The sequence below is a fragment of the Caballeronia sp. KNU42 genome, assembly GCF_053760385.1.
This window is the reverse complement of the sequence record NZ_CM132388.1, coordinates 42,489-62,360: the sequence shown is the minus strand read 5'-3', so window position 1 is coordinate 62,360 and position 19,872 is coordinate 42,489. Positions and strand designations below refer to the sequence as shown.

Below are 19,872 nucleotides of genomic sequence, written 5' to 3'. Positions count from 1 at the left end.
GGCAAGCGGAGAAGGCCAATGCATCAGCGTCTCAGCAAATACGCGAGCAGCAATTCCGTATTCATCTTGATGATTTCATCGCGTTCGGCGTCGCGGCTGAAGTCGAGCCCGAACGTGGCTTCGAGTGTGAACCGGTTCGATACGATGTAATAGCCAAGACCCGACAAGGTCACGTAAAAGCGCAGCGGGTCGACGTTATTGCGAAATAGCCCGGCATGCTGACCGCGTTCGAGAATCTTCGTGAGCGTGGCGACCACCGGCGATATCAACTCTCGAATCCGCGTGGAGCCCTTTATATAGCGGGCTTCATGCAGATTTTCATTATTGATGAGCCGCAAGAGTTCGGGATGCTCACGATAATAATTCCAGATGAAGTGCGCCAGTTGCGTGATGGCTTCGACGGGCGCAACCCCCTCGAGGTCCAGCGTCTTTTCAGCGTCCGTGAGTGCGGCGAATGCATGTTCGAGCACCGCCGTGAACAACTGCTCCTTGCTGCCGAAATAATAGTAGAGCATTCGCTCGTTGGTTTCGGCACGGCGCGCAATCTGGTCGACACGCGCGCCGAACAAGCCACCGGCCGCAAATTCCTCTGCGGCGGCAAGCAGGATGCGACGGCGTGTACCCTCGGGATCTCTTTTGATTTTTGGCTGGTTCATGGTGGCTTTGTGATCGACAAACCGCGTTATCGACATAGCGTCACGCGTTCCCGTGTCCTGAGGAAGCATGCGATGGATCGGTTACGCCAACGTGAGTGGGGAATACCGTCCTGCAGTCAATCGAAAGCGATTTGATTATGTGCACATCGTTGCCGTGTTGGCAATTGGGAATGATTGGGAACCGCTTGAAATTCGGCGATAATGCCGCTTCCCGTGCAACGGCCGGAAACGCGCGAACATGACGTCAAAAATGAGCGCGAACCCGAACGGTCGAGCTATACCCACGCACGCATTCGCGCGTGGCTCACGATCCCGTTCGCACCGCACTCCCCACGCTGATAGCAAGCCGTTAATGTGACCGTAGTGACTGCAACCTCCTTGAAGACTCTCGCCGACCGGATCGAAGACCTGCTGCCCCAGACGCAGTGCACCAAATGCGGCTACCTCGCGTGCCGGCCATATGCCGAGGCCATTGCCGCAGGCGAGGCAGACTATAACCAGTGCCCGCCAGGAGGCCAGGAAGGTGTGGTTCGTCTGGCCAGCCTGCTCGGCAAGCCCATCATTGCGCTCAACCCGGATAACGGCGTTGAACGGCCACGGCCGCTTGCGATCATCGATGAGAATCTTTGCATCGGATGCACACTCTGTCTGCAGGCATGTCCAGTCGATGCAATCATTGGGGCTGCGAAACAGATGCACACGATCATCCCCGAGCTCTGCACGGGCTGCGACCTGTGCGTACCACCGTGTCCGGTCGATTGCATCGCCATGGTTCCAATCACAGGCGAGCAGACCGGTTGGGACGCATGGAGCCAACGAGAAGCCGATGCAGCGCGCGAGCGGCACGATTTGCGCTTGGCACGCCTCGCGCGTGAACGCAACGCGGCCGAAGCACGCAAGGCGGCACGCATGGCCGGGGGGGCGCGCATTGAGTCGCTTACTGAGCCGCGCATTGAGCCGAACACTCAACCGGCTGGCTCGGTTGCATCGAAGACGGAGCAACCCGGCGCCACCCCGCTCGACGATGCGCAGGCAAAAAAGCGCGCCATCATCCAGGCCGCCATGGACCGTGCCCGGCAGAAGAAAGAAGAACTGGCCAGACTCGGCGCAGGACCGAAAAACACCGACGCGGTCAGTCCGGAAGTTCAGGCGCAGATCGATGCGGCAGAGGCGCGCCGTCGCCGCCTTGGCATGGTTCAAGCAGACGAAGACAAAAGATCGACAGGTGCTGTCGAGCCCGGCAGCAAACCTGATAACGCGTCCGACAACGATCACAAAGCCTGAACACGATGAACCCAACAAAACGCCGCGCGATCTTCGAAACGCTGCAAAGCCTGAACCCGCATCCGACCACCGAACTCGAGCATGAATCGCCGTTCGAATTGCTGATCTCCGTGATGCTGTCGGCGCAAGCCACCGATGTCTCCGTGAACAAGGCGATGCGGCGCATGTATCCGGTCGCCAACACGCCGGCCAAGGTGCTGGCGCTCGGCGAAGAGGGCGTGACGGAGTACATCAAGACCATCGGATTGTTTCGAACGAAGGCGAAGAACGTGATCGCGACATGCAAGATCCTGATCGAGCAATACGGGGGCGAAGTCCCGGACGATCGCGAGGCGCTCGAAGCGCTGCCGGGCGTTGGACGGAAGACGGCGAACGTGATCCTGAATACGGCGTTCGGCCATCCGACCATCGCCGTGGATACGCATATCTTTCGGGTATCGAATCGCACGGGGCTCGCACCCGGGAAAGACGTGCGCGCGGTCGAAGCGGCACTGGAGAAATTCGTCCCCGATGAGTTCAAACAGGACGCCCATCACTGGCTGATCCTGCACGGCCGTTATGTATGCCGGGCACGCGTGCCTGAATGCTGGCATTGCGCGATCGAGCCGCTGTGCGAGTTCCGGCCGAAGACGCCGGCGCCTATTGAATGAGCAAGGAATGAGCGACGGGAAGAGCGGCAGGCCGAAGCGGGCGAGAAGCAGCGATGCAGATTAAAATGGCCCTCTGAAAACGACCCCCGCAAGCACTGCCACAACCATGTTCAACCCCAGCCGCGACGAAGTTCGCCAATTTTTCACCGACACCTGGCGCAAGCAGCGCGAGGGCGGCGTCCTGACACCGCTTGAGAGCATTGCCGCGGACTGGATCGGTGAGCATCCTGAATACCAGCAAGAACTTGCAGACCCCGACGTGGCCCATGCCGACTATTCGCCGGATCAGGGCAAGAGCAACCCGTTCCTGCATTTATCGATGCATCTCGCGATTACCGAGCAACTGTCCATCGATCAACCGCCTGGCATCCGGCGCGCGCATGAGCGGCTGGTCGGCCGGATGGGTTCGACGCATGACGCCCAGCACGCCATCATGGAATGCCTTGGGCAGATCATCTGGGAATCACAGCGCAACAACACGCCGCCGGACACCGATGCTTACCTGGCGCTGATCGAACAGCGGGCATCGCGAGACTGAAGACTGCATCAAAAACGAAAACACCCCGCGGCAACTCACCGGCGGGGTGTTTTTTCGTGCGCTTGCCAAACCAACAACGGCTTCCCGGCGAAACTTATTTCTTCACGATCAGATCGCCGTCCAACGATTCGATATACGCCGAGATGTCTTTCAAATCGCTTTGCGACAAGCTTTGCACTTGCGCGGCCATGATCGGGTTGTTACGTCCGAAGTTCGGATTGCCGTTGCCCATCTGGTACTGGCGCAGCGCCCAGTAGAGATAGTCGGCGTGCTGGCCTGCGAGCTTTGGATAGTCCGCGCTCACCGGCTTGTTCAGGTTCGGGCCGTGGCAGGCCGCGCAGTTATGGGCCTCGGTGAGCACCTTGCCGTTGCTTGCATCGGCTGCATGCGCCGGCTGCATGGCTAGAACGCCGATCGCGCCGGCCAGCGCGGCTGCCGTGCATGCTGTCTTGAACACTGTGTCGAGTGCCTTCATGAATTCTCCTATCCGCGATTAGTGATTACCGGGTGACGGGCGCCCAAGATCCGTCAATCAGACGCGGGCGCAACGCGGATCACTTGTCGGGATTGTTCTTCGAAGAGGGGGTTTGCGCGGCGTAATACGCAGCGATGTCTGCTATGTCCTGATCGGACAGGCCGGCCGCTATGCCGTGCATGGTCTCGAAATGGCGGTCGCCCTTCTTGTAGGCATGCAGCGCGTTTTCAATGTAGTGCGCGCTCTGGCCGCCTAGCATGGGAACCCGGTACACCTCGGGATACGCGGTGCGATAACCGGGAATGCCGTGGCACCCGATACACATCGCAACCTTGCCCTGGGCTGCTTTCGCGTTGCCCACGACATCGGCGGATGCCTGTGTCGCGAAGCCGGCAAGCCCCGACAGCGCTGCGATCACGGCACATTTGCCGACGAATTTATTCATAGCTTCTAACCTGGCATGAGGGGAAATCCGGCACCTTGGACGCCAGGCGTTCCGGGACTTTCTCGGGACTGGTCAAACGAATACACGCTGATCAATGGCGCCAAAGAGTGCCAGGGAACACAGATCCACACGTTTTTGCGCGTTTTCACGTGTTTTTGCGTGTCTTCGTTTTCCAGCCACGCGGGCCAAAAAAATCGCGCTAATTGTACCGCGCGACCTACCCTGCGTCCACCGGCCGCAGCGGGGCCGGCCCCATTGCGAAAGGCCGCAGCGCGGGGGTCCCGGGAGACTGCGACAATCTGTCCGATGGACATTTGCGACTCCCTTAGGCGCAACAGTGCGATCGGACGTTCCAGGGCCGGGGCTGCTAAAACCCTTCTGACTTATACTGCAATTTTTCCTTCTCCGAGGGACGCGTCATGCGTTTTGAAGGTTCATCGCAGTACGTCGCCACCGACGATCTCAAGCTCGCCGTCAACGCCGCCATCACCCTGCAGCGCCCTTTGCTCATCAAGGGCGAGCCCGGCACCGGCAAGACCATGCTGGCCGAGGAAGTCGCCGCCGCACTCGGCATGCCGCTCCTGCAATGGCACATCAAGTCGACCACCAAAGCCCAGCAGGGCCTCTACGAGTACGACGCGGTGTCGCGCCTGCGCGATTCCCAGCTCGGCGACGAACGCGTGAAGGACATCCGCAATTACATCGTGAAGGGTGTGCTGTGGCAGGCTTTCGACGCCGATGAACCCGGCGTGCTGCTGATCGATGAAATCGATAAAGCGGACATCGAATTCCCGAACGACTTGCTGCGCGAACTCGACCGGATGGAGTTCTACGTCTACGAGACCCACGAACTCGTGAAGGCGAAACACCGGCCGCTCGTGATCATCACGTCGAATAACGAAAAAGAACTGCCCGACGCGTTCCTGCGCCGCTGCTTTTTCCACTACATCAAATTCCCCGAACCTACGACGATGAAACAGATCGTCGAGGTGCATTTCCCTGGCATCAAGCAGGATCTGCTCGCCGCCGCCATGCAAAGCTTCTTCGAGTTGCGCAATGTGTCGGGGCTGAAGAAGAAACCGTCGACATCGGAATTGCTCGACTGGCTGAAACTGCTGCTGGCCGAAGACATTGGCCCGGAAGCGCTGCGCGCAACAGATCAGAAGCAGGTCATTCCGCCGTTGCATGGCGCGTTGCTCAAGAACGAACAAGACGTGAGTCTGTTCGAGCGCCTGCTGTTCATGAACCGCAACAACCGTTGAAAAGGCTGCACGTATGAGCCGCTGGATCGATCCGGTTACGCTGGAAGGCAGGTTTGTGAGACTCGTGCCGCTCGAGCGCGAGCACCAGGACGCGCTCGCCAACGCGGCGGCAGACGGCGAGTTGTGGAAGCTCTGGTACACGAGCGTCCCCTCGCCCGACACAATAGGCGCATGGATGGACACGGCGCTCGCCATGCGCGATTCGGCGGGCGCGCAAGCGTTCACTGTCATCGACGTGAGGACGGGCGACGTGGTCGGCAGCACGCGTTATATGAACGTCGAGGCGGCGCATCGGCGGCTGGAGATTGGCAGCACGTGGTACGCGAAACGCGTGCAGCGCACGGCGATCAACACCGAAGCCAAGCTGCTCCTGCTGTCGCATGCGTTCGACACGCTCAAGACCATCGCCGTCGAGTTCCGGACGCACTTCATGAACCGTCAGTCGCGCGCGGCCATTGCGCGGCTGGGGGCGAAGGAAGATGGAATCCTGCGCAATCACCAGATCGGCCGGGACGGCATTTACCGCGACACGGTGGTATTTTCGATTATCGAATCCGAGTGGCCGGCCGTGCGCGCGAATCTGCGCGCCAAACTCGACGCGCGGCTCGACTTGCCGTCCGGCTCGTAGCACGACAGATTGGGGCAAGGAGCCCGGCATGCTGATCGATTTTTTCTATTCCCTGCGCGGCGCCAAGCTACCGGTTTCGGTCAAGGAATACCTGACGCTGCTTGAGGCGCTGAAGGCCCAGGTCATTGGGCCTTCCATCGACGAGTTCTACTTTCTCGCGCGCATGACGCTGATCAAGGACGAGAAATACTTCGATAAATTCGATCAGGCGTTCGGCGCCTATTTCAACGGCATCGCAACCCTCGATGAAGGCGCATTCGATATACCGCTCGAATGGCTCAAGAAACGCCTGGAACGAGATTTCACGCCCGAGGAAAAACGCCAGATAGAAGCGCTTGGCGGTATCGACAAGTTGATGGAACGGCTGAAGCAACTGCTCGATGAGCAGCATGAACGGCACGAGGGCGGCAGCAAGTGGATTGGTTCAGGCGGGACCTCGCCGTTCGGCAATGGCGGGTTTAATCCGGAGGGTATCCGGATTGGCGGGGATTCCGCGGGGAACCGAACGGCCGTCAAGGTCTGGGACGAACGCGCGTACAAGGATTACGACGACCAGGTCGAGATCGGGACGCGCAATATCAAGGTGGCGTTGCGGCGCCTGCGGCGCTTCGCGCGCGAAGGCGCTGCCGATGAACTCGATCTCCCCGACACCATTCGCAGCACCGCCGCCAATGCCGGCTGGCTCGACCTGAAGATGGTCCCGGAGCGCCACAACAATGTGAAAGTCCTGATGCTGCTGGATGTAGGCGGGTCGATGGACGACCATATCAAGCGCGTTGAAGAACTCTTTTCCGCAGCGAAATCAGAGTTCAAGCATCTGGAGTTTTTTTACTTCCATAACTGCGTTTATGACTATCTCTGGAAAAACAACCGGAGACGGCATGGCGAGCGCACTGCCACGTTTGACGTGTTGCACAAATTTTCGCCGGATACCAAGCTGATTTTTGTCGGCGATGCAACCATGAGTCCGTACGAGGTCGTGCAACCCGGCGGATCGGTTGAATATAACAACGCTGAAGCCGGTGCGGTCTGGTTACGACGGCTCGCCGATCAGTTCCCCCGTTTCGCCTGGCTCAATCCTGAGCCGGAAAGGCTTTGGGAATATCGGCAATCGGTATCGATTATTCGGCAAATACTGGGCGGTCGAATGTTTGGGTTGACGCTCGGCGGGCTCGAAAGCGCGATGCGGGCGCTTTCCAAATAAGCGGCTCGGGTTGCGCGCCTCCGTTGCCGCGCGCGCCTTTTAATACCAACGTAAGCCCCGCTTTATTTGCATCGATTCAAAGTGGCATGGCAATTATTTTTCGGACTGTCACTGCCCTTGATCGCGTCCAGTCAGTACGATTTGCGATTGTCCCCCAAGGCTTCGCATGAATCCCCCCGCCACGACTTTCCGCCCCCTCGCTGACTCCTCCCTCTCCGCGCTTGTCGCGGGATTCGTCGCCATGATGACGGGCTATACCAGTTCGCTCGTCCTCATGTTCCAGGCCGGGCGTGCCGCCCATCTCTCCGATACCCAGATTTCCTCCTGGATCTGGGCGCTCTCCATGGGCATGGCGCTTTGCACGATCGGCCTCTCACTCAGGTTTCGCGCGCCGATCGTCGCGGCCTGGTCCACGCCCGGCGCCGCCCTGCTCGTGACATCGCTGCCGAACGTGGCGTATCCCGACGCTATCGGCGCTTTCGTCGTGTGCGCGGTTTTGCTGACCATCGTGGGCCTCACCGGCTGGTTTGATACGCTCATGCGAAAAATCCCCGCCAGCATTGCCGCCGCACTGCTGGCCGGCATCCTGTTCGAGATTGGCATCGAGATATTCAAGGCCGCCCAGTTCCAGACCGCCCTCGTCCTGGCGATGTTCTTCACCTATCTGGTCGTTAAACGCCTCGCTGCACGCTACGCCATCCTGATGACACTCGTGGCCGGCATCGTGGCCGCCGGGTTGCTCGGTTTGCTCGACTTCAGCCAGTTCCACGTCGCGCTCGCCCGCCCCGTTTTCACCATGCCGCACTTCTCGCTCGCGGCGGTCATCAGCATCGGCATCCCGTTGTTCGTGGTCGCGGTGGCCTCCCAGAACGTGCCCGGCATCGCCGTGCTGCGCGCGGACGGCTATGACACCCCGTCCGCGCCGCTGATCGCGACAACCGGCCTCGCGTCGCTGGTGCTCGCGCCGTTCGGCTCTCACGGCGTCAACCTGGCCGCCATCACCGCCGCCATCTGCACCGGGCCTGAGGCCAACCACGACCCCTCGAAGCGCTACATGGCCGCCGTCTGGTGCGGGATTTTCTACCTGCTGGCCGGCGTGTTCGGTGCGACCATCGCGGCCTTGTTCGCATCGATGCCAAAAGCGCTGGTGGTGTCGGTGGCTGCGCTGGCCTTGTTCGGCTCGATCATGAGCGGCCTCACCAACGCGATGAACGACCCGCGCCAGCGTGAAGCCGCCCTTGTCACGTTCATGGTCACCGCGTCGGGGCTCACCCTGCTGTCGATCGGTTCGGCGTTCTGGGGGCTCGTAGCGGGCGTCGTCACGCAGATTGTGCTCAACGCGCGGCGGGCGTAGATTGACCGTATCGACGCGAAATGTTCACGCGAACAACGTGTAATGGGGCGTGAGCCGATGCCGGACCCTGGCATCGGGATTGCGCTTGAGACATTCATATGCTTTTTGCATCACACGCACCACCGTGGAAAACGCAGGTCAGAAATCGCCGCGGGTGAACTCTCGAAGCCACCCGTCGTCGAAAAGAGTTGGCATCGTATGCAACGCGGCAGTTAAGCGGCCGAACGCAGGAAACACGGCTGAGCCAAGCCGTTGTCTGCGCCAAATGGCGCGGCAGGAATAGAATGGCAAACTTGGAATGGCAATCTTGGGCGAGCCGCTCGCCAGCATCTTTGGCGCAGCACCAGCATCGGCGGCCTCGCAAAACCCTTTCACCCGCGGGCACTCCGCATCTTTGACAACGGCACAACACGCCGAAGACCAGATATGACAACCGCTCTCGACCAGCTCAAGCAATACACGACCGTTGTCGCAGACACCGGCAACTTCCAGCAACTCGGCGAGTTCAAGCCGCAAGACGCGACCACCAACCCGTCGCTGATCCTCAAGGCCGTCCAGAACGACGCCTACAAGCCGCTGCTCGAGAAGACCGTCAAGGAGCACGCCAGCAAGCCGATGCCGCAGATCATCGACCAGCTGCTGATCGCTTTCGGCAAGGAAATCCTGAAGATCGTCCCGGGCCGCGTGTCGACGGAAGTCGATGCCCGCCTGTCGTTCGACATCAAGGGGTCGATCGCGAAGGGCCACGAGCTCATCAAGCTGTACGAAGACTCGGGTATTGACCGCAAGCGCATCCTGATCAAGCTGGCGTCGACGTGGGAAGGCATCCGCGCGATGGAAACGCTGCAGAAGGACGGTATCCACTGCAACATGACGCTGCTGTTCTCGACCGCGCAAGCCGCGGCGGCAGCGGACGCCGGTGCGCAACTGATCTCGCCGTTTGTCGGCCGTATCTACGACTGGTACAAGAAGTCGGCCGGCGCGGATTGGGACCCGGTCAAGATGGGCGGCGCGAACGATCCGGGCGTGCAATCGGTACGCAAGATCTACGCGTACTACAAGAAGTTCGGCTACAAGACCGAAGTGATGGGCGCGAGCTTCCGCACGATCAGCCAGATCACCGAACTGGCCGGCTGCGACCTGCTGACCATCAGCCCGGACCTGCTGAAGCAGCTCGCCGAGAGCAATGAAACGGTTGAACGCAAGCTGTCGCCGGAAGCGGTCGCGAACGATCAGGTAACCAAGCTCGCAATCGATGAATCGAGCTTCCGCTTCCTCGTCAACGATGATGCGATGGCAACCGAAAAGCTCGCGGAAGGCATCCGCGCGTTCGCCGCCGATGCAGTCAAGCTCGAAAAACTGATCGAAGCGCTGAAATAATTTCGCGCTTGCAGCACCTGTATTTCGCGTCTGAAAACGGGCGTCGGCGCTATTGCGCCGACGCCTTTTTTTCTGCGGATCGAGGCTGCGCGGTGCGTTTTTAGCGTTGCGGCGTGGGCTAGACTTTTGGCCACGGGCGGCGAAGCTGCCCGACTCACCAGGAGTTGCCAATGCGTCTCGAACCCTATTTGTTCTTCAACGGCCGCACCGAAGAAGCGCTCGCGTTCTACCAAACAGCGCTCGGCGCGGAAACGTTGTCCGTCCTGCATTTCAAGGATTCACCCGAAGGCGTGAACGCCGCGCCGGAGTGGCTGGACAAGGTCATGCACGCGACGTTCAGGATAGGACAAAGCCTGATCATGGCCTCCGATGGCGTGAACGCGGCGCCCCAGGTTTTCTCGGGTTTCAGTATTTCGATAGCCGCCGACGACGTCGAATCCGGCCATAAGATATTCGCGGCACTCAGCAACGGCGGCGACGTCAGGATGGCGTGGCAAAGGACCTTCTGGACGAGCGGCTTCGGCATGGTGTCCGATCGATTCGGCATCCCGTGGATGGTGTCCGTGGTGGATGATCTCGAAGGGTAAGTACAACGCCTATCGATGAAACGGCTGCGCGCCCTCTATGTTCCATTGCCGCTCGATCTCGATCAGCCGCAAACGCAATCTGTCGACCTGTTCCGCCAGCCGTTGCGCCAACCAATATGGCCCCTGCAGTTCAGGTGCGAGGTCCGCCGCGACGTTCACCCTCTGTTCCAGTCGCGCGGCCGCTGCAGCGGACCCGGTCGCGGCGTGCAGCAAACCTACCCGCCCAAACCGCAACGCGCGGGCAATCAGCAGCAAGGTGTGCCTGATCGCCCGCTCGTTCGCGTGAGCGCTCGCGACGAGTCCAAGCCCGTCGGCCGGTATGGACGTCGCCATCATTTCGAGCGCGCTGAGAATGGATCGGTGTTGGCGCTGGATGTCGTCGAGCACGGCAGCGGGCACGTCGATTTCTTTCGCCACCGACGCCAGCAATGATCGCGACGCCACCAGCCGCGAGTTCATCGTGAGGAAGCGTTTGGTCAGGGTGTCGGCGGGTATTGCCCGCCCTTCCACGATCGCGCTGTAAATCCGCGCGCTCTCGCGCATGTTGTCGGCAAGCCGGTAGCGCCATGAATAGGTGGCGTATTGCGGCAATACGAACGAAAACCCGAGGGCGATCACAATCCCGATCAGCACCGTCAGGGTGCGCCACAAGCCGACTTCGATAGACAGGTCTCCGTGTCCGGCGACGATGATCGTCGTAATGGCCGTCAGCAACGCGATATACCCCGGCTTGCCGATGGCGTGATACGCGCAGACGCCGGCAATCACCGCCAGCAGCACGTACGTGATCATGGTCGAATGCGTAGCCGATTGCAGCAGGATCAGCGCGAGCCCAAGCGACGCGCCAAGCAGCGTGCCGAGCGCGCGATCCGCGGCTTTCTTGCGGATATTGCCGTGATGCTGCAAGCCGCCGATCACGACCAGCAAGGTCACCGTCGACCATTCGCCATGCGGAATATGGATACCCGAGGTCAGTGCGATCGACGCCAGCAGCGCCAGCGCCACACGTGCCGCATGCAGGTATTTGGCGTAGCGATAACGAAAATACGGCGAACCCAGCACATGCAGTAAGCGCTGTGCCTGGCTGCGGTGGGGCCTGGTCGTATCGGTCGAGGACATGCGGTTCCGATGAGTTGGCAGACAAAAACGCACAGAAAGCTGATGAAAACCGGGCGCCGAAAGACAAAACGCCCGCAACATCCGTTACGGGCGTTTTACCAGCTTTTGGGTCAGGACGGGGTTGGATCGTCCGTTTTTCCCGGTTTTCCCCGGTTCTTCCCGTACTCGATCAGGTTTCCGCGACGTCGAGATAATCCTCGGGGCTCGTATGATCATGCGAACGCTTCAGACCGATCACGCGCACCAGGACACTCACCACGATCGACACCACCAGGTTCACGACCAGCGCCCATACCGCGGCGTAGCCGGGAATCGCGTAGCCGAACAGATGGATCGTGAAGATCGAGCCAGCCAGTTTCAGCGATATCGCCATCCACGTACCCGTCGCAATGCCCGCTGCCCAGCCGAGCAGCAAGCCACGGTGATCGAGAACCCGCGTGTACAGGCCCAGCACCAGCGCCGGCAGCGTCTGGATGATCCAGATCCCGCCGAGCAGTTGCAGCTGGATGGCGTAGGTCAGCGGCAATGCAAGAATGAAGACAACAGCGCCCACCTTCACCAGCAGCGACACCAGCTTCGCGACGTTGGTTTCCTGCTCCGGCGTCATGTTCGTGTTCACGAACTCTTTATGCACGTTGCGCGTGTACAAATTGGCGGCTGCAATCGACATGATGGCCGCCGGAACCAGCGCGCCAATGCCGATGGCTGCAAACGCCACGCCCACGAACCACGACGGGAAGAAGTGCAGGAACAATGCCGGAACGGCGAAGTTCGAACCGTACGCCTTGAAGTACGGAGCGAATTCCGGCATGTCCTTCACGCCCGATGCCAGCGCCATGTATCCCAGCAACGCGAGCAAGCCGAGCACCAGCGAATACGCCGGCAGCAGCGCCATGTTGCGGCGGATCGTGTTGCCCGATTTCGACGACAACACCGCCGTCACCGAGTGCGGATACAGGAACAGCGCAAGCGCCGACCCGACCGCCAGCGTGGCATACGCGCTGTAGCCGTTCAGGCTCGATGCGTCCGGCGCCTTCAGCAGGATCTTCGCCGGATCGACATGGGCGAAGATCGCGCCGAAACCGCCGAGCTGCGCCGGGATGATGATCATGGCGGCGATAATCGTGATGTAGATCAGCACGTCCTTCACGACCGCGATCATGGCCGGCGCGCGCAGGCCTGACGTGTAGGTGTAGGCCGCGAGAATCGCGAACGCGATGATCAGCGGCAGGTCGCCGATGAAGCCCGTAGTATCAAAACCGAGCGCGCCGATCACCACTTCAATACCGACAAGCTGCAACGCGATATACGGCATCGTCGCGATGATCCCCGTCACGGCAATGGCCAACGCCAGCATGCGGCTGTTGTAGCGGGCGTGCACGAAGTCGGCGGCGGTGACGTAGCCGAACTTCTTCGAGATCGCCCAGAGCTTGGGGAACACCACGAACGCGAACGGATAGATCAGGATGGTGTACGGCAACGCGAAGAAACCGGTCGCGCCTGCTCCGAACACAAGCGCGGGAACCGCGACGAACGTGTACGCCGTATAAAGGTCGCCGCCGAGCAGGAACCAAGTGACGATCGTGCCGAAGCGACGGCCGCCGAGGCCCCATTCATCGAGTTGTCCGAGATCGGCCTTGCGCCAGTGAGCGGCCACGAAGCCAAGAATCGTCACGCCGATAAAAAACAGGACAAAGACGAAGGTTGCGGTGGAATTCATCATCGCGGGCTCCCGGGTTTGAGCTTGGGAACATCGTGGATAGGCTTGGTCTTCACATAGACCACGGCCGTAATCACCGCGCTGATCAACACCCAGAGCAACTGATACCAGTAGAAAAACGGAAAGCCCATGAGCACGGGCTCGATCTTGTTGTAGAACGGCACCCAGACCACGCCGATCCAGGGAAGAACCAGCAGCCAGAGCCACTGCTTGTTGCGAACTTGACCACTGGCGGTCACCGCCTCTTGAGCCATGACGCTCTCCTCTTTCTTTTGAAATATGTTGCTCGACCAAGGCTTTGAGCCGGTCTCGCGGCCAATACCTCAGTCTTATATATCGCCCCGAAATAACACGTGGAGTATATGGACGCAGAAAAGCGGGTCAAGCAGGGCGAACCCGAACCGTAATGACAGAAGATAGCCAGATGTAAGGTCCTGGTTTCTTCTGCTGCGCTTTGTCCGCGCTTTGTCTGTTCTGGCAGCAGGTTCGTCGCCGGATCTCGTCTTGAGTGCCTTAGCTTGATGCCTTAGCGATCAAATAGCGAAGCTGGTTGCGTCGTCCCCGCCTGAGCTGATCGCCAGCCCCTTGACCCATTGGCGAGCCGGCAGCTTCACTTCTTTCTCGATCAGCTTCGCGCGCTTTTCAAGCTGTGCGTAAGGCACGTCAATTTGCGGACCGGCAAACGCGATGGCGATGCGATTGCCGTCGTGGACTTCGGGCAGCGCGATCACGCGGCCATCGAAGGCTTCATTCAGGCGCTTCATGTTGCGCACGAAGCTCGGATGATCGCCGAACAGGTTGACCGTCACCACGCCCGCGGGCGCCGTCAGGCAAGCCCGGCATGCCCGATAGAACGCCACGCTGTCCAGCACGGGGCCGCGCGCGGTGGCGTCGTAGACATCGATCTGCAATGCGCCGATGGTGCCGTGATTCGCACGGTCATTGACGAAGTCGTAGGCGTCCTGCTCATGCACGGTGAGGCGCGCGTCATCGTTCGGCAGCTCGAACATCGTGCGCGCCGCTATCACGACGGACGGGTTCAGCTCGACCGCTTCCACCTTTGCTCGCTTCAGGAACGCATGGGCGAACTTCGTCAGCGCGGCAGAGCCGAGTCCGAGTTGCACGATGCGCTTCGGCGTTTCGATGAACAACAGCCACGCCATCATCTGCTGAGCGTATTCAAGCTCGATATGATTCGGCTTCTTCAGGCGCATTGCGCCCTGCACCCATTCGGTGCCGAAATGCAGGAAACGCACACCGTCCTCTTCCGAGAACGTCACGGGCGCGAAGCGCGGTTTGCGGGGGGCATCGATGCGTGGTGCGTGCTCGAGATCATCGTCGCGCTCGCGCTTTGAGCGCTTGCCGTGCTTTTTCTCTTGCTTGTCGAGTTTGTCTTGACGCTTGCCGCCGAACGCGCGAGCTTCCGCCGACGCACGTTTGATTAATTGGGTCATTTAAGGATGTCGCGCCAGATGCGCAATTTTTGATCGAACGAGAGGATAGCATTCGCCGGACTCGACGACGGCAGGACCAGGGTTTCATAGCCTGCCGCGCGGATCACGGGCTCGAAACGCCCGGAAGTCTTGCCGTTAAAGCATAGCTTTTTCAGTCTAGGCGCATGCAGGCGGAATGAGGCGAAATCGTTGGGATTGGCGTGGCGGATCGCGGTGTCAAGACTTCCTTCGCGCTCGCAGGCCGCGAGTACGTCCCATAGGCCGATGCCGTGTGTGAGTAGCTTGAGCACACGGTCATCGTAGGGAAGGTCGTGCAAAGGTTCGCCGATGACCGTCCCCACCAGCCGCCAGAACTGGTTACGGGGATGCGCGTAATACTGCGCGGCATCGAGCGATGCGACGCCGGGAAAGCTGCCGAGTATCAGCGTGTGCGTGTTGTCATCGGCGATGGGTGGAAAGCCTTTCAACATAATGATTCGCCACGCGCGAGAAATGACCACAGCGCCGGCAAGAAGCATTCGGTGACCATCAACGGAGCGTCGTGTCGCAGGAACACCGAGCGGCGGGCAACGAACGCGTGCGGTTTATCGTGAGGCGTTTGTTTCGCCGCGAGTTTATAGAGCGGATCGCGCGCATCGATCCTCTTGCTCGTTAGCGGCGAGCGCCACACGCTGCTATCGCTATAGAGCAATTCCGCAAGCGGGCGCGTCCTCAATCGACGCATGGCCTGCCACACGCCCGAACTGGCATAGAGCGGCACCACGCTGTGCGCCGCGACGAACGGCACGCGGTTCACCTTCAACACGACTTCACGGATCCACACCGGCGTGCGCGCCGTGATGTCCAGCGCGGCGGCTTCGTCCCGCCATGGCTGCCCGACCGTCTCGCGAGTGACATCGACGGTGACATCGCCCAGTTCACGCAAATGAGCGGTCAGCGACCCGCCGCGCGTGAGCCAGTCCTTCTGATCGGCAGTGAAAGTGGCAAGCGGTCGGTCGCGCCATTGGGTCGCGGATAGGTTTTTCGGCATGCGCGAGATTATAAAACCAGACACGTATATAGGAGGATTCGTATAGATGTCGGCGGGCGCTAACAGGAGACTGACGCACCGGTCGGGAAATGGCCGGCGCTCGCGGCAATCTTGTTGCGGGCCATCTGCAAAGCATGAGAGGAAACATATGTCGGTTAATACCAAACAAACGTCGAAGCCTGTCGCCACGCTGGCGTCGCATACGTTGCATGATCCGAAGGCGTCGGCGATTGCCAAGAGCCTCGCTGCGTCGGCGTTATCGCAAACGCATACGAAAAATCAAACGGGCGCCGAGATGGAGCACAAGGCCGGGCAGGTTCTTCACAGCGACAAATATTCGAAGGACACCAAGACGCTGGCGGCGTCGGTCGTCGCACAAGCCAATAAAGAGCGCCGGGCAAAGTAAACCGGAACGCCACGTAGCTTGTGTTTGACCCGCAATAAAAAACGCGCTGCCAGTTTCCCGGTAGCGCGTTTTCCACTTCTTCTCAATGCTGACTTATCGCGCCAGCAACAACGCGTTCGTCCGCTTCACAAAACTCGCCGGGTCTTCCAGCGATCCACCTTCGGCCAGCATCGCCTGATCGAAGAGCAGATGGCACCAGTCGCCAAAATTCGCGTCATCGGCGTGGAGCTGCTTGACCAGCGGATGTTCCGGATTCACTTCCAGGATCGGCTGCATCTGCGGCGCGGCCTGACCTGCTTGCTTCAGCATACGCTGCAAATAACCGCTCATGTCGCCGTCATCGGCAACGAGACAAGAAGGCGAATCCGTCAGGCGGAACGTCAGGCGCACATCCTTCGCCTTGCCTTCCAGCGCAGCCTTCATGCTTTCCACCAGCGGCTTCAACTCTTCGCCGACCTTCTCCTGCGCCTGCTTTTCCTCATCGTTCAGTGCGCCGAGATCCAGGTCGCCGCGCGCCACGCTTTGCAGCGGCTTGCCATCGAATTCGTTGAGGAACGACAGCATCCATTCATCGACACGATCCGTCAGCAGCAGCACTTCCACGCCCTTCTTGCGGAACACTTCGAGGTGCGGACTGTTCTTCGCGGCTTGCCATGTATCGGCGGTGACGTAGTAGATCTTCGTTTGCTCGGGCTTCATGCGCGACACGTAGTCGGCAAGCGCCACAGTTTGCTCCGACGACGAATCCGACTGCGTCGATGCAAAACGCACCAGCTTGGCAATCCGTTCGCGGTTGCCGTAATCCTCGCCGATACCTTCCTTGAACACCTGCCCGAACTCTTTCCAGAAGGTGTTGTATTTGGCTTTCTCGGCTTCGTCCGTGGCCTCAGCGGACGACGATGCCACTTCTTCCAGCATCGACAAAACACGCTTCGTCACGCCTTCGCGGATGGCCTTCACATCGCGGCTTTCCTGCAGGATTTCACGCGATACATTCAGCGGCAAATCAGCCGAATCGACCACGCCTTTCACGAACCGCAAGTACGCCGGCACGAGTTGCTCGGCGTCGTCCATGATGAACACGCGCTTCACATACAGCTTCAATCCGCCTTTATGGTCGCGGTTCCACATATCGAACGGCGCGTGTTTCGGCACATACAGCAACTGCGTGTATTCGCTACGGCCTTCCACGCGGTTGTGGGTCCACGTGAGCGGATCGTCGTGATCGTGGGAAAGGTGCTGATAGAACTGCTTGTATTGCTCGTCGGTGATATCGCTTTTCGGACGCGTCCAGAGCGCACTCGCCTGATTGACCGTCTCGTCTTCATCCTTTGTGACCATTTCGGACTTCTCTGCATCCCACTCTTCCTTCTTCATCAGGATGGGCAATGCGACATGATCCGAGTACTTCTGGATGATCGATTTCAGCTTGTGCGTGGAAAGAAATTCATCTTCTTCCGGACGCAGATGCAGCGTGATGCTCGAGCCGCGTTGCGCGCGCTCGATCTGTTCGACGACGAAATCACCTTCGCCCGCGCTTTCCCAGCGCACGCCTTCGCTTGCCGGCAAACCGGCGCGGCGCGTTTCAACGGTGATCTTGTCAGCGACGATAAAACCCGAGTAAAAGCCCACGCCGAACTGGCCGATCAGCGCGGCATCTTTCTGCTGGTCGCCGGAGAGTTTCGAGAAGAATTCCTTCGTGCCCGAGCGCGCAATCGTACCGAGATTCGAGATCGCTTCGTCGCGGCTCATGCCAATGCCGTTGTCGTCGATAGTCACGGTGCGCGCCGCTTTATCGTACGAGATGCGGATGCGCAGATCCGGATCGCTCTCATACAGCGCGCTATTTTCGATAGCTTCAAAACGCAGCTTGTCCGCCGCGTCCGACGCGTTTGAAATCAGCTCGCGCAGGAAAATTTCCTTGTTGCTGTAGAGCGAATGGATCATCAGATGCAGAAGTTGTTTCACTTCTGCCTGAAAGCTCATGGTTTCTTGTGCCATGGTCGGTTCCTCTGGTTGTGTCTAATGTTGACGGAATTTTTCTGCGGTCACGATGCAGCCTGCCGCCAGCATGCACCGCGCGAATTCTGCGAGAGATGAGGTCGCCCGCGATAATTTCAAGGGCTGCATCGCGCCTGTTGATTACATGCGAGCGTGCTCGAACAGCGCTACCCGACGCGATCCGAATACGCGGAGAGCATGGCGGGCAGGCCCGGATCGCCGCAATTGGCGATGTTGAAGCGCATCCACGTGCTGGGCAGTTGATGCGGCGAAAACAAGCTGCCGGGCGTCAGCAAGAACCCGGCTTCGTGTCCCGCGGCGGCGAGCCCCTCGGAGTCAACGCCGGTATCGGCCCATAAAAACATGCCCGCCGATGGCACCAGATACGGCTTGTAGCCGACTTTTTCGAACATGCGGACGGTTTTCTCGCGAACTCCGTCCAGCTTTGCGCGCAACCGTTCGACGTGACGCCGGTAGTGCCCCTCGGTGAGCACTTTGTACAGCACGCGCTCGTTGAGTTCGGGGCTCGTCATGCCCACCAGCATTTTCTGATCGGCAATAGCATTCGCCACTTCAGGCGCTGCGGCAACATAACCCACGCGCAAATTCGGCGCGAGCGTCTTCGAATAACTGTTGAGGAAGATCACCCGCTTCAGTTGATCGAGGCTCGCGAGTCGTGTTGCGGGGAAATTGGTCGGGCAGAGATCGCCGTAGATATCGTCTTCCACGACGATGAAATCGTAGGTTTCCGCAAGTTGCAGGATGCGAAACGCCTGCGCCGCGGTCAGCGACGTGCCGGTAGGATTCTGCAGCACGGAATTGATCACGAGCATCTTCGGGCGCCAGGTCTGGACCATGACTTCGAGCGCGTCGAGATCGGGCCCGTCCGGCGTGTAAGGCATGCCGACCAACCGCGCGCCCTGCGCCACGAAGCGGCCGAACATCTGGAACCACGCGGGGTCCCCCACAATGACCGCGTCGCCCGGTTTGACGAAAACCCGCGCGATCAGGTCGATGGCCTGCGTCACGCCGGACACCATCACGATTTGCTCCGTCGACGCGCCTATCTCCAACTCCTCCAGCCTGGTCTGGATTTGCTGGCGCAGCGGCAGGAACCCTTGCGGCGTGCCGAAGCCAAGCATTTGCGCGCCGCTTTGCCGGCTCATGGAGCGCAACGCGCTGGTCAGCAACTCACCGTTCAGCCAGCTAGCCGGCAGATAACCTATACCCGGCCCCTTCGCCGGACTCGACGTGTGCAGCATATTGCGCAGCAGCCAAACCACGTCGATGGTGCTGGGCACCGGTGCGCGCTCGGTGGCCAGTGTTGGGTGGACGTGGGAATCGTTGGAGCTGGTCCGGTCGCGCACGAAAAATCCGGAGCCGCGCCGCGAGTCGAGGTAACCGTGCGCCACCAGCCGTTCGTACGCCTCGACCACCGTAAAACGCGACACGCCCTTGTCCACTGCCAGTTTGCGGATGGACGGCATGCGCATGCCCGGACGGAACACCCGCTCGTCGATCCGGCGACGGCCCCACTGGACCAACTGGTCGACAAGTGTCAGTTGCGGCGCGCCGTGGGGCGCAGGGATCTGGTCGAGCGGGACTGACATGTCGAGTTCCATCGGGATTGAATGCGTTCGATGACTGTACCGCAGAGTATCGGATCGATTGTACCGTTA

20 protein-coding genes and 1 pseudogene are annotated in these 19,872 nt (G+C 60.0%); 10 read left to right on the top strand and 11 right to left on the bottom strand.

Annotation, left to right across the window (positions count from 1 at the left end; genetic code table 11):
• Positions 1-23: 23 nt before the first annotated feature.
• Positions 24-656 (bottom strand): TetR/AcrR family transcriptional regulator, encoded by a 633-nt coding sequence (locus ACSOSP_RS00250; protein WP_455308906.1) that lies wholly within the window; start codon positions 654-656, stop codon positions 24-26.
• Between the two features lie 354 nt (positions 657-1,010).
• Between ACSOSP_RS00250 and rsxB the strand changes: the two genes are divergently transcribed.
• From rsxB to ACSOSP_RS00235, 3 genes are all read left to right on the top strand, one after another.
• Positions 1,011-1,940, top strand: coding sequence for an electron transport complex subunit RsxB (gene rsxB, locus ACSOSP_RS00245; RefSeq protein WP_455308905.1), 930 nt, complete (start codon positions 1,011-1,013; stop codon positions 1,938-1,940).
• Positions 1,941-1,945: 5 nt separating this feature from the next.
• Positions 1,946-2,590, top strand: a complete 645-nt coding sequence (gene nth / locus ACSOSP_RS00240) for an endonuclease III (protein ID WP_455308903.1) — start codon at positions 1,946-1,948, stop codon at positions 2,588-2,590.
• A 106-nt stretch (positions 2,591-2,696) separates the two neighbouring features.
• Positions 2,697-3,128, top strand: coding sequence for a DUF1841 family protein (locus ACSOSP_RS00235; protein WP_031361310.1), 432 nt, complete (start codon positions 2,697-2,699; stop codon positions 3,126-3,128).
• A 94-nt stretch (positions 3,129-3,222) separates the two neighbouring features.
• On the opposite strand, the gene ACSOSP_RS00230 is transcribed toward ACSOSP_RS00235, so the two are convergent.
• Both ACSOSP_RS00230 and ACSOSP_RS00225 read right to left on the bottom strand, forming a co-directional pair.
• Positions 3,223-3,603 carry a c-type cytochrome gene (locus ACSOSP_RS00230; protein ID WP_455308902.1) on the bottom strand — a complete coding sequence of 127 codons (381 nt, stop codon included), beginning with the start codon at positions 3,601-3,603 and terminating at the stop codon, positions 3,223-3,225.
• 79 nt (positions 3,604-3,682) lie between these two features.
• Positions 3,683-4,048 carry a c-type cytochrome gene (locus ACSOSP_RS00225; protein ID WP_455308901.1) on the bottom strand — a complete coding sequence of 122 codons (366 nt, stop codon included), beginning with the start codon at positions 4,046-4,048 and terminating at the stop codon, positions 3,683-3,685.
• Between the two features lie 419 nt (positions 4,049-4,467).
• Between ACSOSP_RS00225 and ACSOSP_RS00220 the strand changes: the two genes are divergently transcribed.
• From ACSOSP_RS00220 to ACSOSP_RS00195, 6 genes are all read left to right on the top strand, one after another.
• Positions 4,468-5,310, top strand: a complete 843-nt coding sequence (locus ACSOSP_RS00220) for an AAA family ATPase (protein WP_455308900.1) — start codon at positions 4,468-4,470, stop codon at positions 5,308-5,310.
• A 13-nt stretch (positions 5,311-5,323) separates the two neighbouring features.
• Positions 5,324-5,938: a GNAT family N-acetyltransferase gene (locus tag ACSOSP_RS00215; protein ID WP_455308899.1), complete on the top strand. Its 615-nt coding sequence runs from the start codon at positions 5,324-5,326 to the stop codon at positions 5,936-5,938.
• 28 nt (positions 5,939-5,966) lie between these two features.
• Positions 5,967-7,142: a vWA domain-containing protein gene (locus ACSOSP_RS00210; RefSeq protein ID WP_455308898.1), complete on the top strand. Its 1,176-nt coding sequence runs from the start codon at positions 5,967-5,969 to the stop codon at positions 7,140-7,142.
• Positions 7,143-7,308: 166 nt separating this feature from the next.
• A complete protein-coding gene (locus ACSOSP_RS00205) occupies positions 7,309-8,496 on the top strand; it encodes a benzoate/H(+) symporter BenE family transporter (RefSeq protein ID WP_455308896.1) in 1,188 nt (395 codons plus the stop codon).
• 426 nt (positions 8,497-8,922) lie between these two features.
• Positions 8,923-9,876: a transaldolase gene (gene tal, locus ACSOSP_RS00200; protein WP_455308895.1), complete on the top strand. Its 954-nt coding sequence runs from the start codon at positions 8,923-8,925 to the stop codon at positions 9,874-9,876.
• A gap of 170 nt (positions 9,877-10,046) precedes the next feature.
• Positions 10,047-10,463 (top strand): VOC family protein, encoded by a 417-nt coding sequence (locus ACSOSP_RS00195; protein WP_455308894.1) that lies wholly within the window; start codon positions 10,047-10,049, stop codon positions 10,461-10,463.
• Positions 10,464-10,472: 9 nt separating this feature from the next.
• Here the strand turns inward: ACSOSP_RS00195 and ACSOSP_RS00190 are convergent, their stop codons facing one another.
• The 6 genes and pseudogenes from ACSOSP_RS00190 to ACSOSP_RS00165 all read right to left on the bottom strand — a co-directional run.
• Entirely contained in the window at positions 10,473-11,582 is a 1,110-nt protein-coding gene (locus ACSOSP_RS00190) for an FUSC family protein (protein WP_455308892.1), read from the bottom strand.
• Positions 11,583-11,751: 169 nt separating this feature from the next.
• Complete coding sequence (gene mctP, locus ACSOSP_RS00185) at positions 11,752-13,302, bottom strand: monocarboxylate uptake permease MctP (RefSeq protein ID WP_455311041.1); 1,551 nt, start codon at positions 13,300-13,302, stop codon at positions 11,752-11,754.
• The gene (locus ACSOSP_RS00180) at positions 13,302-13,556 is read right to left on the bottom strand and encodes a DUF3311 domain-containing protein (protein ID WP_455308890.1); all 255 of its coding nucleotides are present in this window, start codon (positions 13,554-13,556) and stop codon (positions 13,302-13,304) included. Before ACSOSP_RS00180 ends, mctP begins: the two co-directional genes overlap by 1 nt.
• 279 nt (positions 13,557-13,835) lie before the next feature.
• Positions 13,836-14,756: a spermidine synthase gene (locus ACSOSP_RS00175; protein WP_455308889.1), complete on the bottom strand. Its 921-nt coding sequence runs from the start codon at positions 14,754-14,756 to the stop codon at positions 13,836-13,838.
• Positions 14,753-15,226: a DNA-deoxyinosine glycosylase gene (locus ACSOSP_RS00170; RefSeq protein ID WP_455308888.1), complete on the bottom strand. Its 474-nt coding sequence runs from the start codon at positions 15,224-15,226 to the stop codon at positions 14,753-14,755. Before ACSOSP_RS00170 ends, ACSOSP_RS00175 begins: the two co-directional genes overlap by 4 nt.
• Positions 15,227-15,240: 14 nt before the next feature.
• Positions 15,241-15,786 (bottom strand): annotated as a pseudogene (locus tag ACSOSP_RS00165) (chorismate--pyruvate lyase family protein); the annotation flags it as partial.
• 148 nt (positions 15,787-15,934) lie between these two features.
• Between ACSOSP_RS00165 and ACSOSP_RS00160 the strand changes: the two are divergent.
• Entirely contained in the window at positions 15,935-16,192 is a 258-nt protein-coding gene (locus tag ACSOSP_RS00160; protein ID WP_455308887.1) for a hypothetical protein, read from the top strand.
• A gap of 93 nt (positions 16,193-16,285) precedes the next feature.
• Here the strand turns inward: ACSOSP_RS00160 and htpG are convergent, their stop codons facing one another.
• Entirely contained in the window at positions 16,286-18,193 is a 1,908-nt protein-coding gene (gene htpG, locus ACSOSP_RS00155) for a molecular chaperone HtpG (RefSeq protein WP_455308886.1), read from the bottom strand.
• Positions 18,194-18,360: 167 nt separating this feature from the next.
• Positions 18,361-19,803, bottom strand: coding sequence for an aminotransferase-like domain-containing protein (locus ACSOSP_RS00150; RefSeq protein ID WP_455308885.1), 1,443 nt, complete (start codon positions 19,801-19,803; stop codon positions 18,361-18,363).
• Between the last annotated feature and the right edge of the window lie 69 nt (positions 19,804-19,872).

Excerpts from the sequence above, each read along its gene's own strand:
- ACSOSP_RS00250 (WP_455308906.1), bottom strand. The coding sequence starts at position 656 with ATGAACCAGCCAAAAATCAAAAGAGATCCCGAGGGTACACGCCGTCGC.
- nth (WP_455308903.1), top strand. The coding sequence starts at position 1,946 with ATGAACCCAACAAAACGCCGCGCGATCTTCGAAACGCTGCAAAGCCTG.
- ACSOSP_RS00235 (WP_031361310.1), top strand. The coding sequence starts at position 2,697 with ATGTTCAACCCCAGCCGCGACGAAGTTCGCCAATTTTTCACCGACACC.
- ACSOSP_RS00230 (WP_455308902.1), bottom strand. The coding sequence starts at position 3,603 with ATGAAGGCACTCGACACAGTGTTCAAGACAGCATGCACGGCAGCCGCG.
- ACSOSP_RS00225 (WP_455308901.1), bottom strand. The coding sequence starts at position 4,048 with ATGAATAAATTCGTCGGCAAATGTGCCGTGATCGCAGCGCTGTCGGGG.
- ACSOSP_RS00220 (WP_455308900.1), top strand. The coding sequence starts at position 4,468 with ATGCGTTTTGAAGGTTCATCGCAGTACGTCGCCACCGACGATCTCAAG.
- ACSOSP_RS00215 (WP_455308899.1), top strand. The coding sequence starts at position 5,324 with ATGAGCCGCTGGATCGATCCGGTTACGCTGGAAGGCAGGTTTGTGAGA.
- ACSOSP_RS00210 (WP_455308898.1), top strand. The coding sequence starts at position 5,967 with ATGCTGATCGATTTTTTCTATTCCCTGCGCGGCGCCAAGCTACCGGTT.
- ACSOSP_RS00205 (WP_455308896.1), top strand. The coding sequence starts at position 7,309 with ATGAATCCCCCCGCCACGACTTTCCGCCCCCTCGCTGACTCCTCCCTC.
- tal (WP_455308895.1), top strand. The coding sequence starts at position 8,923 with ATGACAACCGCTCTCGACCAGCTCAAGCAATACACGACCGTTGTCGCA.
- ACSOSP_RS00195 (WP_455308894.1), top strand. The coding sequence starts at position 10,047 with ATGCGTCTCGAACCCTATTTGTTCTTCAACGGCCGCACCGAAGAAGCG.
- ACSOSP_RS00190 (WP_455308892.1), bottom strand. The coding sequence starts at position 11,582 with ATGTCCTCGACCGATACGACCAGGCCCCACCGCAGCCAGGCACAGCGC.
- mctP (WP_455311041.1), bottom strand. The coding sequence starts at position 13,302 with ATGAATTCCACCGCAACCTTCGTCTTTGTCCTGTTTTTTATCGGCGTG.
- ACSOSP_RS00180 (WP_455308890.1), bottom strand. The coding sequence starts at position 13,556 with ATGGCTCAAGAGGCGGTGACCGCCAGTGGTCAAGTTCGCAACAAGCAG.
- ACSOSP_RS00175 (WP_455308889.1), bottom strand. The coding sequence starts at position 14,756 with ATGACCCAATTAATCAAACGTGCGTCGGCGGAAGCTCGCGCGTTCGGC.
- ACSOSP_RS00170 (WP_455308888.1), bottom strand. The coding sequence starts at position 15,226 with ATGTTGAAAGGCTTTCCACCCATCGCCGATGACAACACGCACACGCTG.
- ACSOSP_RS00160 (WP_455308887.1), top strand. The coding sequence starts at position 15,935 with ATGTCGGTTAATACCAAACAAACGTCGAAGCCTGTCGCCACGCTGGCG.
- htpG (WP_455308886.1), bottom strand. The coding sequence starts at position 18,193 with ATGGCACAAGAAACCATGAGCTTTCAGGCAGAAGTGAAACAACTTCTG.
- ACSOSP_RS00150 (WP_455308885.1), bottom strand. The coding sequence starts at position 19,803 with ATGTCAGTCCCGCTCGACCAGATCCCTGCGCCCCACGGCGCGCCGCAA.